We start from the raw sequence: 12,996 nt of genomic DNA on the forward strand, positions 1-12,996 counted from the left end.
CCGGTGACGCGCGCCCCATAGGGGGCGCGCAGCTCAACACCCCGGCGCTTGTGAGAGATCCGTAAGACCAAGATCTCCCAGAGATTTCAGGCTCGGTTTGGACTTCGACAGATGGTCCAACCTCTGCCCCAGACCGCTCAGGCGGGGATCAGACAACATCAGGCAGGATTGGCGCATATGGCCGCTTTCGTCGCAAACCGACTGACAACGCCAGTCGAGCGGTGACATTTGCACCTCGGGCGCGTTTACCGCGCGCCGGTCGCCCAATTCATCTTGTGCGCCCAGACTATGGTGCGTTGCCTGCTCTGCGTCATCTGGCAGTCGCGCCTGCGCGGGACCAGCCAGTGCCATGATCGCTAAAGCGCCCACCATAAGGCAGTTCGCTAAGCCGCACTGGCCTTCCGCCCGTCTCTTTGAGATTTCAGTCATTCACAAACGTCCCCTGCCCTTGCAATACACCGGACCACTCCGGGTCCGATGCGTGCAAAGGTCACTCACCCAATGCGCCACCCCGACGCAGGAACAAGATGCAGGAGATTTATTAACCTCTGCCTTCCGCAGCGTGGAACCCCGCGCAGAAAGTAAAGAAAAATTCAGAAAAATTTCGCAAAGGTGAAAGCAGCTCTTACGCCACTGTGACGCTATTCCAGCGCCATTGGCTCTGTGTCACCACTGTCTTCTAGGTGCCAGACCGCGTGCCAAGTGCCACCGGTGCGCCGCAATTCCAGATAGTTGCGTTCTGCGGTGTAGCGGTGTTTTTGCCCCGGAAGCGGATGGATGCGGATCGGATGCCCCGACACCGGCGCATCGCCCAGACCGGCAAGCGTGCCAAGACTGCGCGCATAACCCTGTGGCGGCGCGCGATGCGCAATGCCCGAAGCCACAAGCTGATGCACGCGCATCTCATCGGGGCCCATCTCTGCGCGGGTGGCAAGGTGGATTTCTCCCGACAGAACCGTCACCGGGGCCGTCTCGCGCCACTTCAGAACCTGTTTCAGCATCCGCACCCATTCGTCGCGATGCGCGCGGCTTTGCCATTGGTCGCGCAGGTCATCCTCGTATTTCTGCATCGTCGGGATCATCATCATGAGCCCCTCAACCAACGAGAGCCGCGGCCCCAGCAAAGGCACGCTGGAGATCAGGAAAGTATGCTCCGTGCCCGGCTCCATGGCCTCGGTGGCGGACCAGCCATAGGCTCCCATGACCTGACGCCGTCCCCGCTCGGCGCGCAAATCCGGTGCCAGCAACGTCACCCCTGGTAAGGCCCGCTGCCACGAAAGCGAAGTGCCGGTCTTATCCAGAAACAGATCGGGGATATCGGCCTCGACGGCGGCGTGCTGAAACAAGAGGTACATTTCCCGTGCCACCCGGTAGAGACATTGGCCCACTTCTGAGTAGGTTTTGCTCCGGTAGAGCGATCCCCAGCCGTCACAAATATCGTGATCGTCCCAGATCGCCAGCGTTGGCACCCGTGCCATAATCCATCTGGGTGCCTCGCCAAACAGGGCCTGCACATATCGCTCGGCAAAGCGCTGGCGCAAATGATCCGCCAGATCCTCCAGTTCTTCGGCGTTGCGGGGGCGATCCGCTTTGTCTGGCCAGGCTTCGCTGAGGGGATGGCCCTGCGTGGCCTCATCGGCGTAGATTTGATCGCCCCCTTGCAAAAGCAGCGCAAAAGGCGCGCGGCGATGCGCGTCACACATATGCGCCCACATCAGGTTGCGCTCTTCCTGATCGCGGTCCAGATCCCCTTCTTCCTCGCCATTGCAGGAGGCAAAGGCGATGCGCATGTCGCCTGTCAGGTCGGTCTGCACGCTATAGCTCTGATCGCCGAGGTGATAGGTGCCGTTGCTTTGCGTGAGGGTGAAATCATAGCGCCAGATGGCGTTGCGACCGATCTCTCGCAAGAGTTTTGGTGCGTGCTGCGCGTCACCCGCTTCCAACAGATCGGGCTCTTCGCCAATCGGGAGCAAGACCATTGCTGCAACCTGCAGCGCGTCACCCTTGAGCCCCCGATAATACAGGATAGGCCCCAGCCGCGCCGCTTCGAATTCAACAGTCATATGTCCCTCTTCTCGGTTGAGCGCGGTGTCGTTTGTCCAGACATAGGGTCTGATCTGCAGCGTGGAAACCCTCAGACACATTTGCCCCGGATCACATACGCGCCATCGGTCTATGAGGGAACGCGACCTGCGCTTCCGGGTTCCGAGAATTCCAAACTCGCGCCCTGCCCAGACCCGGCATCCCGACAGATACCTCAAGCGGTTTCGAATGCTGACGCATCCGACCGGAGCGCAGGCGCGCGGCCTGGCGGCCGCGCGCCTGCGCTCTCCTCAATAACCGATCTGTTGCTTTATCTGAGGCAATCCGTGCTTCAGGTCACCTGAACCACAAGCGGTGTAAGCCCCTCATATGTCAGCTCTAACCTGTCGCCCGGCACCACCGGACCCACTCCCGAGGGCGTACCGGTCAGGATCACATCACCTGCAGCCAATGTGTAATACTGCGACAGATGCGCAATCATTTCCGGAATTTTCCAGATCATCTGGTTGAGGTCGCCTTGCTGGCGTGGCTCTCCGTTGACCATGAGTGTCAGCTCACCCGCCTCAGGGTGGCCAAGCGCGCTGGCCGGGGTCAGAGGGGCCACGGGCGCGGCATGTTCGAAGGATTTGCCGATTTCCCATGGGCGGCCCGCCTTTTTGGCGATGCCTTGTAAGTCACGCCTCGTCATGTCGAGCGCCAGCGCATAGCCCCAGACGTGATCGAGCGCGTCCTCCTGCGCGATGTTCCGGCCTCCCTTGCCCAGCGCCACCAACAGTTCTGCCTCGTGGTGGACGTCATTGCTCATCACCGGATAGGGAAAACGGCCAGACGTATCGAGGCTGTCGGGGGTTTTCTGAAAGAAGAAAGGGGGTTCGCGGTCAGGATCATGACCCATCTCAATCGCATGGGCGGCGTAATTACGGCCAATACAATAGACCCGGCGCACGGGAAAGACCGCCGCGCTGCCCGCAATGGGTAATGCGGCTTGTGGCGGTGGCGCAATGACATATTCGGGCTGCGAGGCAGGCATAAGCGATCCTTTTCTCTTTGTTACAAAAAGAGATAGAGGCTTTGACTGCGCAGGCCAAGGCTTGACGCGCCAGACATGTGCCGATCAAGATCCGCCCGCCCGCCCCCCTGTGGCACGCAGCCACAACGCCCACTTAACACATTGATAATCATGCGGAATGCCCACTGACCTATTGTTTCGCGTGCTAAACAATAGGTCAGGAACATTGCCTTTTTAGCAAGCGCCACTTGCGACGACGCGCGGGTTTCAAACCTGAAAGGTTTACTCGCCCGCAATCTGATCCGCAGTCACAGGCAACCCCGCGCGTCCGCGGATGCTGTCACGGATGATTGCCTTGATCAAAGCCACCCCCATCAGTGCCATCACAACGGAGAACGGCAATGCGCCGATAATCATTGCGGTTTGAATTGCACCAAGCCCGCCTATAATCAGCAAGGCCCCCACAACCAGGGCCAGTGCCGCCCCCCAAAAGATAATATGCGGCCGCGCCTTTGGCCCCTCATCCCCTGCGGCATTGATGGTGTTGATGATCAACACGGCAGAATCTGCGGAGGTGACCAGATAGGTCATCAACAGGATCGCCACCACGACCGAGAACGCCCAAGCGAGCCCATCACTCAGCAAAACCGCAAGCGTTGCATAAAGCTGATCGGAGAGCCCCGTACCAAGAATTGCGCCCTCTGCCACACCAGAAAGCTCCAGATCAATGGCCGTGCCGCCGATCAGGGCGAACCAGACGAAACACATCACGGACGGCACCAACATCGCACCAAAGACATATTCGCGGATGGTGCGTCCACGTGAAATTCGGGCAAGGAACAGGCCGACAAATGGCGCAAATGCGATCCACCATGCCCAGTAAAAGATGGTCCAGCTGCCTTGCCAGCTCTCTAGAGCGGCACCGGTGGCAGTGCCATCATCACTCCAGACCGTGACCAACATGCGAGGAAACGCAACGAGGTAGTCATAAAGCCCGGTCGCCAGCGCAGAAAGACCAAACACGGTCGAGCCAAAAAACAGGAAAAAAGCGAGCAGAAAGACGCTCAGCGCCATATTGATATTGGAGAGCCACTTGATCCCCTTGCCCACGCCGGAAAGAGCCGAAAGGGTCGAGGCGCCCATGATAATCACCAGCGACAGAACGATCGCCACCACAGAGGCCTTTTGCGTGCCGTCAGCCTCTGTCACCAAAAGCCAGTCCCCAAAACCGATACGGCTGAGGCCCGCGACAAATTGCTCGACGCCAAAGCCAAGCGTTTGCGCCACGCCAAGCACGGTTGCAATGACCGCAACCACATCCACCGCGTGCCCCGCGTATCCCGACAGTCGATCCCCGAACAAAGGTGTCAGTGCCGACCGGATCGTGAGCGGCAACCCACGGCGATATGCAAAAAATGCCAACGCCAGACCGGTCAACGCGTAGGCCCCCCAAGGTGACAGCCCCCAATGCAAGAAGGCCCATTTATAGGCCGAACGCACCGTTTCTGCGCTGCCTCCTTCGACCAGGCCCTTGATGACATCGGGGTTGTTTTGGAAATGATAGATCGGCTCTCCGGTGGCATAGGTCAAAACACCAATCCCCATGCCCGCACCAAACATCATCGAGAACCACGAAAACGCCGAGAATTCTGGCCTCTCATGCTCTGCACCCAGCCGCAAACGACCCGATGTGGGCCAGATCGCAAGCCCAAGGCTGACCACCACGAAAAAGGCCACAACATAAACATACCAGTAATTGAAACTGGCAAGGATCACCCCGTTGAGATGCGACAGCACGCCTGCCGCTTGATTGGGAAAGGCCACGGCCCACAAGATCAGGGCAGCCACAAGGATTTTGGCCGTGATGGTCACATCCTTGGTAAAGCCTTTGTAAAACCCGCTATCGGCAGTTTTGATCTCTAGCTCCGTCAAAGGAGGTTTAAGCGGCATGACGGTGAGTCCTCTCTGTTGGAATAGCGGTACATTGGGGCACGCATGCGCCTGTACCTTTTGGTTGCCACCGCAGCATGAATGCGCGTGTGGATTGCATAAGCGTCCTGCTTTGCCAGGGCGCGCGCCCGTGATGATCCGACAAGAATTCGCGCCAATGCGTCATGACACTGGTCCGTGATTTCGACAGATGTCGCGAAGCTGAAAGCCCTGTCGTAAAGCCGCATATGCTTCTTTGCTGCGGCGCGGCGAATCTCAAACCTCCGTTGATCTGCACAAAAAACATGCAGTTTTTGAAATTTGCTGCATTTGGGATCACGGCGCAGGCGGGGATCTTTGCGCCGGTCGGATCTGCTCCTTAGGCTTGAAGCAGCCCCTGAACGCGCCTTGTTGGTGCGGCCTTACACAGAGACCACCCTATGCCCCGGCTTCTTGTTTTCAGCGATCTCGACGGCACATTGCTGGATCACACAACATACAGCTATGCCCCTGCCCGTCCGGCCTTGGCGGCGCTGCGCGCGCGGGATGCTCTGGTGATCCTTGCGAGCTCAAAAACCGCAGCGGAAATGCTGCCATTGCATCAAGAGCTTGATCTGGGCGCGGCTCCGATGATCGTGGAAAACGGGGCCGCCTGCCTGACCCCGACAGAGATTGACGGTCGTGATACGGTCTACCGTAAACTACGCGCCTTGCTGTCCACTCTCGACGCGCCGTTCAAGGGATTTGGCGATATGTCAGTGGATGAGGTCGCCACGCTCACCGGGTTGCCACGCCCTGCCGCTGCCCGTGCCAAAGCCCGCCAGTTCAGCGAACCGGGCCTTTGGCAGGGGGACGCGGATCAAAAGGCACAGTTCATCGCCGAGCTGGCACAAGCGGGGATCACCGCCCAAGAGGGCGGGCGGTTTCTGACGCTGTCTTATGGCGCGTCAAAAGCCGATCAGATGCAGCGCATCTGTCGTCAGAATGCGCCCTGTTTTACCATTGCTCTGGGTGACGCGCCTAATGATGCCGAGATGATCGCTGCTGCGGATCGCGGCGTTTTGGTGCGCAACGACCATGGCCCGGACCTTGCCGATTTCCCGATTGGCGCGCGCATTTCACGCACCGACCTGCCGGGCCCAGAGGGCTGGTGCGCCGCAATCCTGCGCCTCCTCTGCGACTGGGACCAATACCAAAAAGGAGCTGCACGCCATGGCTGACTTTCATCAGAACGGCAATATCGCCCAATTCCATAACCTGCGCAGCCGTCCGGTCGAGGAATTGGAGTATGAACTCACAACCTTTGCCCAGACCCGCAAAATCTCTCTGATTCTGCCCTGTCTTTATTCGGAACTTGAAGGCCCTGCCCTGCGCCCCATCCTCGATGAACTGGCCCGCGTCCCCTATCTGCACCACGTCGTGATCGGTCTGGACCGCGCCAATGAGGCTGAGTACCGCCACGCCCGCAGATATTTCTCCTCCCTGCCCCAAAACCATCGGGTGCTGTGGAACGACAGCCCAAGGATGCAGAACCTGGGCACACGTCTCGCCGAACAGGGGCTCGCCCCGCCAGAGCCGGGCAAAGGCAAAAACGTCTGGTCCTGCATCGGGTATCTTCTGGCACAGGCCGAGAGTTCGGTTGTGGCCATCCATGATTGCGACATCACCACCTATTCCAAGGAAATGCTGGCGCGGCTGGTTTATCCGGTGGCGCATCCGGCGTTCTCCTATCAACTCTCCAAAGGGTATTATGCCCGCGTCGGCGGCAGCAAACTGAATGGCCGCGTCTCACGCCTGCTGGTCTCTCCACTGCTGATCGCGCTCAAACGCACGATTGGCGATCGCGACTACATCGACTACCTGCGCAGCTTTCGCTACCCGCTCTCTGGTGAAATGGCTCTGCGCGCGCCCTTATTGCCAGATCTGCGCATCCCCTCGGACTGGGGGCTGGAAATCGGCGTCCTGTCGGAGGCTTGGCGAAACCTGGGCCGCAAGGCGGTCTGTCAGGTGGAAATTGCCGACAATTACGACCACAAACACCAATCCCTCAGCCCCGAGGACGCCTCCGCAGGGCTCAACCGGATGTCGACGGATATCTGCAAGGCTATCTTTCGCAAACTCGCCGCCGATGGCACGGTCTTTACCCCCAATGTGTTTCGCACATTAAAGGCGACCTATTATCGCTCGGCTCTCGATCTGCTGGAGGCCTATTCTCACGACGCCATCATGAATGGCTTAGACATGGACCGCCACGGCGAAGAAAAAATGGTCGAGATGTTTGCCAATAACATCATGAGCGCAGGGCAGGTGTTTCTGGACAACCCCCATGAAACCCCCTTCATCCCGAATTGGAATCGTATCCATTCCGCCAATCCGAGCTTCCTTGCGGACCTCAAAGCCGCCGCCCTCGCGGATGAGGCGGACTACGCCCCGGGATAATCCGGGGCGCAGTCCTGTCAATGTGATCACCCAAACGCTGGATGATAGGCGACCTCTCCCTGTGGGATGTCACCGCGCAAAGCACGCGCCATGAAATACACCGCAGGCACACCCGGCAAAACCAGCCCTGCTCGCGCGGCAAACCCGAAGCGTGCGTAATACGCAGGCTCACCGAGCAAAACCACGCCAGCGGCGCCCGCTTGTTCAAGGTGCTCAAGCCCCGCGCGGATCAGCGCAGATCCAATCCCCTTCCCTTGTCGCGCTGGCAATACAGACACCGGCCCGAGCCCCAGCCAGCCCAGATCCTCACCAGAGATGGTGACGGGTGAAAAGGCCACATGGCCAAGGATCTCCCCCGCTTCCTCGGCAACCAAAGACAACTGCAAGGCCCCCGCGTCACGCAACCGTTTCACGATCATTGGCTCGCTGCCATCCCCATGTGGATGATCCGCAAAGGCCACAGCCGTCAGATCATGTATCGCGGCCTCATCTGCGCGTCTTTCCTGTCGAATATGCATTCAAAACCCTTTCTTCTAACTCCAAATATCCCGGGGAGCGCGAGGGGCTGGCCCCTCGCATACCCACACGAGCGTGAGAGAGCCGCCCCCCACGCTCCCCCTCACGTCATCGATTGTCCAACTGTGATCGCACCGAACGCCGCCCCTTGTCTGAGATCCGATAAGGGCTGGAGCACTTGCTCTCTACAAGCCGCTTACGCCGGAGTTTCTGAAAAATCTCGAGCGTGCAATTGGTCAGGATCAGCCCGTCACGGGTATAACAGATCACCTCTGTGACCCGACCATTGGCGGCGCGTTCATAAAGGATGCGCCCACCCTGCGCCAACGCGTGCAACACGCGCTGTTCATTTTTGGAAATATTCATCGAATGTTGCCTGTGATTGAACCACGTCAAACCGGCACGCGCACGCCAAAGCGCCGCGCCTGCGCGGGTGCGACAGGTTTCGGGTGAGCCGAACCTGTCAGCGGGTGGTTGCAATCTCCAACATCAACAATTCCCTAGTCTAGAGGGGCATTTGCCCTCTCGTATCACCGCAAAGGCCCCTGCCTCAACCCTGATTGGTAATCCAGCGACACTGATAAGGCGCAAGTGTGATCTCTGCATCGCTCGCAAAAGCCTCAGTCGACAACAGATCCCGCCAATGCTCGCCTTCAATCAGGTTCAGCGCACCGGGCGGCAAAATCACCGCCTCCCCGCTCACGTTATGCAACGCAAAAATCGACTGCGCCCGGTCCAAAGACTGCCGCCACAGGGCAAACACCCGATCATCCAACTGCAATGTGAACTGCGTGGCGTTGGGGTGAAATGCTGCCTGTTTTGCCCGGATCTTTAGCCGCTCGGACAGGGCCATCAACACCCGCGCCTGATCGCTTCCGGCATCTGACAGGCAGTTTTTTAACTCAGGATAATCCCATCGATGCCGGTTGATCGCCCGGTTCATGCCACGCCGCTCCACCGCCTCATGATCATTCGCCGTTGCAAGCATCGCATGGATATAAAACGCCGGAATACCCTCAAGCCCCATCGGGATCGTCTGCGCGCAGATAAACCGCTCTACTTTCGACCCTTCACCTCCCTCAAACGTGCGGCTCAACGCATCAAAATAGGTGCAATTCACCTCATAAGGGGCCTCACCGCCACCGGGCAGACTGCGCATCGAAACGAGACCACCGCCGGCCCGCACACAGTCAATCATCTGATCGATCTCGCCTTGTGGGAGCACGCCCTCCGCAGGGCGCATGCCGATCCCGTCGTGGCTTGCAGTGAAGTTCAGATAGGCACAGCCCAAAGGCGCTGGCGGCATCGCGCGCGCCCACTTCAGCAAATACCGGGCCGACCCTGCCATCATTGCATGCAGGATCAGCGGTGGCAGCGGAAAGTTATAAACCACATGCGCTTCATTTCGATTGCCAAAATAGCTGAGGTTTTCAGCGCGCGGCACGTTGGTTTCCGTCAACAGAACCACCGTCTCCGTCGCGTAATCCGCCAATAGCCGCAGCAGTTGAACAATCGCATGGGTTTCAGCCAAATGGATCGAGGATGTCCCCACCTGTTTCCAGATAAACGCCACCGCATCGAGCCGGACAATCCGCACCCCCTGATCGATATGCAGACGGATAATGCGCAGGATCTCCAGCAGCACCTCGGGGTTTTCAAAATTCAGATCGACCTGATCGTGACTGAAGGTACACCAGACATGTTTCGCACCACTGGAGGTCGCCACCTCCTGCAGCAATGGGGTTGTGCGCGGACGCACCACGGCGCTTAGATCGTCTTCTGGCGAGGCCTCGTAAAAGAACCGATCAAATGGTGCCTGCCCCTGCCGATAGGCATTGAACCACGGGCTCTGCGACGACACGTGATTAAGCACCATATCCGACATCAAATGAAACGCGCTGCCAATGCGGCGAATATCGGCCCAGTCACCAAGCTCCGGGTTCACCTTGCGGTAATCCGTCACCGCAAACCCATCATCGGAGGTGAATGGAAAAAACGGCAGGATATGCACCCCATTCACCACGCCCTTCATATGGGTCAGCAGAAAGTCGTGTAGCAAATCCAGCGGCTTATGCGCACCGTCCCGAATAGAGTTGCCATAGGTGATCAGCAGGGCATCGCCTTCGGACCAGAGCGAATTCCCGGGCGTGCGCGGGCGTTTGCGCCGATGGGTGCCTTCGGGCCAAAAGGCCTCTACCACTTTGGAGCCGAGGATTTCAGCGTCCAGATCCGGATAGATCCGCTGTAAGAGTTGCGACAGTCTCGCAGCAAAGGACGTGGCCATCATTCTCCCTCTCTGCACGCGCGCGCAGCATGTCCCCAACCTGCGCCAACCCATGCAGACGCGTTTCAATCCTATGAGCCACAAATCGCTCGGGCAAATTCTGCGCCTCAGAAACCGAGCCTGCACAGCGCATCTGACCAATTTACGGGCATATTCCGCGCAACCCGGCCCATCTGCGCTATTCTCCGCATGAAGCCCCCCATTTCGACCAGCCCGGCGCTCACGTGACGGGGCTTGATTGGCAGCTTCGTTAGCGTTAACGATAGCCGCGAGTGATAGCGGTACCAGTTTCGGTACCGTGCCCGGAAACCCAACCGGAGTTATTGGCAAATGACCCTTAAGATCGCGATCAATGGATTTGGCCGGATTGGCCGCAATGTGCTGCGCGCGCTGTTGGAAAACGACACCACCGACGTCGAAGTGGTGGCAATCAACGACCTCGCGCCCCCCGCCACCCAAGTTCACCTGCTGAAATTCGACAGCGTGCATGGCCGCCTCAACGCCGATGTCACGGTCGAGGGCGACACGATGAAAGTGGGCCGTCATGAAATTCGCCTGACCGCGATCCGCAACCCTGAAGAGCTGCCGTGGTCTGATGTGGATATCGCCTATGAATGCACCGGCCTCTTCACCAGTCGTGAAAAAGCGGCCATGCATCTGAAGAACGGCTCCAAACGGGTGCTGATCTCTGCACCGGGCACCGAGGTCGACCGCACCGTGGTCTTTGGCGTCAACCACCAAGACCTCACCGCAGATGATATCGTGGTCTCCAATGCGTCCTGCACCACCAACTGTCTCGCACCGGTGGCAAAGGTGCTGGACGATGCCTTTGGCATCAAGACCGGCTATATGACCACAATCCACGCCTACACGGGCGACCAGCCGACCCATGACACAACCCACAAGGATCTCTACCGCGCCCGTGCGGCAGCATTGTCGATGATCCCGACCTCCACGGGCGCGGCGCGGGCCATTTCCCTCGTGCTGCCGCACCTGAAAGGTCGCCTTGAAGGTTCCGCCATCCGCGTGCCCACCCCGAATGTCTCAGTTGTGGACCTGACCTTCCAACCCGAGCGCGCCGCTTCTGTTGAGGGGATCAATGCCGCCATTGAGGCCGCCTCAAAAGAGGGTCCGCTCAAAGGTGTCCTCGGCTACGAGGAGGCGCCACTGGTCTCCATCGACTTCAACCACGACAAACGCTCCTCAATCTTTGCCGCACCACAAACGGCCGTCACCTCCGAGGGTCTGGTGCGCGTGGTCAGCTGGTATGACAACGAATGGGGCTTTTCCAACCGGATGATTGACACCGGTCGCGCCATGGGCAAATTTCTCTGACCCAAACCGGGTAGGACAGTCATAAAAGAGGGCCACAGCAGATGCGGTGGTCCTTTTTTCGAGTTCTTCTAACCAAAAATATCCCGGAGCGCGAGGCAGAGCCTCGCATCCCAAAGCTGACATCAGCGCAAGGCGTCAGATCCGGAAAATCGGCTGCAACAGGCGCGGCACAAAAGAACGGAACCGCAGCGACGCATCGGTCGCCGCCAGGCAGATACAGGCAGGACCGTCCTCGGCGATCGGCTCATGCTCCAGATCCCCATCGGCCACCTCCACATCTCCAACACCAAAGCGGCCCGTCTCATCCCGAAACGCCCCCTGTAGAACCATGGTCAGTTCCAGCCCGTTGTGACCGTGATCCGGCACCCCTTGCCCGCCGGGAATGTAAAGCAGGCGCACACTGCCGCTGCGGTCGTGATCCAAGATCATCTGCCGCACGCCCAGCCCCAAAGGCTTCCATTTGGGGGGCAGACCGCCCAGCGCTTCCATAACCGGGGCCGGAAAAATACCTGCGCGATCGTGGCGTTGTTCAATGGCGACCGGGTCGTCCAACGCATCAAACAACCGCCCCTTGAGACCAGAAGACACCTCCGTCGCTGGCATGTCATCCAAAAGTGCGCCGCCCAATGCCTCATGCGCGCCAAGCCGAGCGCGACACTCGTCGCACATGGACACATGCGCTGCCACCACCAGCGAAAAAGCCTTTGTCAGGTTTCCCGCCGCATAGGCGATCAGCAACTCATCAGGGATGTGGTGCGTAATGCCCGTCATTTGCGTTCCGTTCCCTTCAACTCGTGACGCAGTTTTTCCAGCCCCAGCCGGATGCGCGATTTGATGGTGCCCAACGGCAGGCCGGTTTCGGCCTTGATCTCCGCATGGGTCAACTCGCCCAGATAGGCGCGTTCCACCATGTCACGCTGCGCGGGCTTCAATGTCTTTAATGCCGCGCGTAAAGCCTGCGTTTCCTGTTCCAGCGCCACCACCTGTGACGCGTCATCCTCTGTATCCTCGACCGGCTTCAGTTCTTCCGGCACCGGTCGCTTTTCCTTGCGCAATATGTCGATTTGCCGGTTGCGGGCGATCTGGTAGATCCACGCAGAGACCTGCGCGCGACCGGGGTCAAACATATGCGCCTTGCGCCAGACCGTGAGCATCACGTCCTGCACAATGTCTTCCGCCTGCGCAGGCGGCAGCCCCGAGCGGCAAATGACACCTTTAAGACGGGGCGCAAAATGGTCGAACAGACGGCCAAAAGCCACCTTGTCCCGCTGATCGCGCACCGCCAGCATCCAGACCGTCGTCTCGGAATATGCTTCGCCTGTCACTCTGTCGCTCTCCCGGCAACTGCTTGTGCCCTCGCTCACCCTAGCGGGCGCGACGGGGGCTTCAAGGCTGTCATCGCAAAGAGCGTCAGGAGCTTCAAACATAATTCCACTACGCG

At 59.0% G+C, this 12,996-nt stretch carries 12 protein-coding genes; 3 read left to right on the forward strand and 9 right to left on the reverse strand.

What is annotated here, in order from left to right; genetic code table 11:
* Positions 1-33: 33 nt before the first annotated feature.
* The 4 genes from UB90_RS02870 to UB90_RS02885 all read right to left on the reverse strand — a co-directional run bounded on the left by UB90_RS02870 (position 34) and on the right by UB90_RS02885 (position 5,002).
* On the reverse strand, positions 34-429 hold the full coding sequence (locus UB90_RS02870) for a hypothetical protein (protein WP_065324808.1): 396 nt from the start codon (positions 427-429) through the stop codon (positions 34-36).
* A gap of 212 nt (positions 430-641) precedes the next feature.
* Entirely contained in the window at positions 642-2,063 is a 1,422-nt protein-coding gene (locus UB90_RS02875) for an alkaline phosphatase D family protein (RefSeq protein ID WP_065324809.1), read from the reverse strand.
* A 311-nt stretch (positions 2,064-2,374) separates the two neighbouring features.
* Positions 2,375-3,073: a fumarylacetoacetate hydrolase family protein gene (locus UB90_RS02880; protein WP_065324810.1), complete on the reverse strand. Its 699-nt coding sequence runs from the start codon at positions 3,071-3,073 to the stop codon at positions 2,375-2,377.
* A gap of 261 nt (positions 3,074-3,334) precedes the next feature.
* Complete coding sequence (locus UB90_RS02885; RefSeq protein WP_065324811.1) at positions 3,335-5,002, reverse strand: BCCT family transporter; 1,668 nt, start codon at positions 5,000-5,002, stop codon at positions 3,335-3,337.
* 419 nt (positions 5,003-5,421) lie between these two features.
* Here UB90_RS02885 and UB90_RS02895 point away from each other — a divergent pair, with 419 nt between their 5' ends.
* Both UB90_RS02895 and UB90_RS02900 read left to right on the forward strand, forming a co-directional pair.
* Positions 5,422-6,201, forward strand: coding sequence for an HAD-IIB family hydrolase (locus UB90_RS02895; protein WP_065324812.1), 780 nt, complete (start codon positions 5,422-5,424; stop codon positions 6,199-6,201).
* Positions 6,194-7,420 carry a glycosyltransferase family protein gene (locus UB90_RS02900; protein ID WP_065324813.1) on the forward strand — a complete coding sequence of 409 codons (1,227 nt, stop codon included), beginning with the start codon at positions 6,194-6,196 and terminating at the stop codon, positions 7,418-7,420. Before UB90_RS02895 ends, UB90_RS02900 begins: the two co-directional genes overlap by 8 nt.
* 26 nt (positions 7,421-7,446) lie before the next feature.
* Here UB90_RS02900 and UB90_RS02905 read toward each other — a convergent pair whose 3' ends face one another.
* The 3 genes from UB90_RS02905 to UB90_RS02915 all read right to left on the reverse strand — a co-directional run bounded on the left by UB90_RS02905 (position 7,447) and on the right by UB90_RS02915 (position 10,220).
* Positions 7,447-7,938 carry a GNAT family N-acetyltransferase gene (locus UB90_RS02905; protein ID WP_065324814.1) on the reverse strand — a complete coding sequence of 164 codons (492 nt, stop codon included), beginning with the start codon at positions 7,936-7,938 and terminating at the stop codon, positions 7,447-7,449.
* 106 nt (positions 7,939-8,044) lie between these two features.
* Positions 8,045-8,302: a YjhX family toxin gene (locus UB90_RS02910; protein WP_005614342.1), complete on the reverse strand. Its 258-nt coding sequence runs from the start codon at positions 8,300-8,302 to the stop codon at positions 8,045-8,047.
* Between the two features lie 184 nt (positions 8,303-8,486).
* Entirely contained in the window at positions 8,487-10,220 is a 1,734-nt protein-coding gene (locus tag UB90_RS02915) for an alpha-amylase family glycosyl hydrolase (protein ID WP_065324863.1), read from the reverse strand.
* A 330-nt stretch (positions 10,221-10,550) separates the two neighbouring features.
* Between UB90_RS02915 and gap the strand changes: the two genes are divergently transcribed.
* Positions 10,551-11,555, forward strand: a complete 1,005-nt coding sequence (gene gap, locus UB90_RS02920; RefSeq protein WP_009176158.1) for a type I glyceraldehyde-3-phosphate dehydrogenase — start codon at positions 10,551-10,553, stop codon at positions 11,553-11,555.
* Between the two features lie 135 nt (positions 11,556-11,690).
* Here gap and UB90_RS02925 read toward each other — a convergent pair whose 3' ends face one another.
* Together UB90_RS02925 and UB90_RS02930 are read right to left on the reverse strand one after the other, a co-directional pair.
* Positions 11,691-12,326 (reverse strand): ChrR family anti-sigma-E factor, encoded by a 636-nt coding sequence (locus UB90_RS02925; RefSeq protein WP_065324815.1) that lies wholly within the window; start codon positions 12,324-12,326, stop codon positions 11,691-11,693.
* Entirely contained in the window at positions 12,323-12,880 is a 558-nt protein-coding gene (locus UB90_RS02930; RefSeq protein WP_009176829.1) for a sigma-70 family RNA polymerase sigma factor, read from the reverse strand. The genes UB90_RS02925 and UB90_RS02930 overlap by 4 nt, the downstream gene beginning before the upstream one ends.
* Positions 12,881-12,996: the final 116 nt, after the last annotated feature.

It is taken from the genome of Tritonibacter mobilis (assembly GCF_001681715.1).
In the GTDB taxonomy this organism is placed as follows: domain Bacteria; phylum Pseudomonadota; class Alphaproteobacteria; order Rhodobacterales; family Rhodobacteraceae; genus Epibacterium; species Epibacterium mobile.

Bases quoted from the DNA above. Each gene is read 5' to 3' on its own strand.
- UB90_RS02915 (WP_065324863.1), bottom strand. From the start codon at position 10,220: ATGGCCACGTCCTTTGCTGCGAGACTGTCGCAACTCTTACAGCGGATC.
- UB90_RS02910 (WP_005614342.1), bottom strand. From the start codon at position 8,302: ATGAATATTTCCAAAAATGAACAGCGCGTGTTGCACGCGTTGGCGCAG.
- UB90_RS02880 (WP_065324810.1), bottom strand. From the start codon at position 3,073: ATGCCTGCCTCGCAGCCCGAATATGTCATTGCGCCACCGCCACAAGCC.
- UB90_RS02870 (WP_065324808.1), bottom strand. From the start codon at position 429: ATGACTGAAATCTCAAAGAGACGGGCGGAAGGCCAGTGCGGCTTAGCG.
- UB90_RS02885 (WP_065324811.1), bottom strand. From the start codon at position 5,002: ATGCCGCTTAAACCTCCTTTGACGGAGCTAGAGATCAAAACTGCCGAT.
- UB90_RS02895 (WP_065324812.1), top strand. From the start codon at position 5,422: ATGCCCCGGCTTCTTGTTTTCAGCGATCTCGACGGCACATTGCTGGAT.
- UB90_RS02875 (WP_065324809.1), bottom strand. From the start codon at position 2,063: ATGACTGTTGAATTCGAAGCGGCGCGGCTGGGGCCTATCCTGTATTAT.
- UB90_RS02905 (WP_065324814.1), bottom strand. From the start codon at position 7,938: ATGCATATTCGACAGGAAAGACGCGCAGATGAGGCCGCGATACATGAT.
- gap (WP_009176158.1), top strand. From the start codon at position 10,551: ATGACCCTTAAGATCGCGATCAATGGATTTGGCCGGATTGGCCGCAAT.
- UB90_RS02925 (WP_065324815.1), bottom strand. From the start codon at position 12,326: ATGACGGGCATTACGCACCACATCCCTGATGAGTTGCTGATCGCCTAT.
- UB90_RS02900 (WP_065324813.1), top strand. From the start codon at position 6,194: ATGGCTGACTTTCATCAGAACGGCAATATCGCCCAATTCCATAACCTG.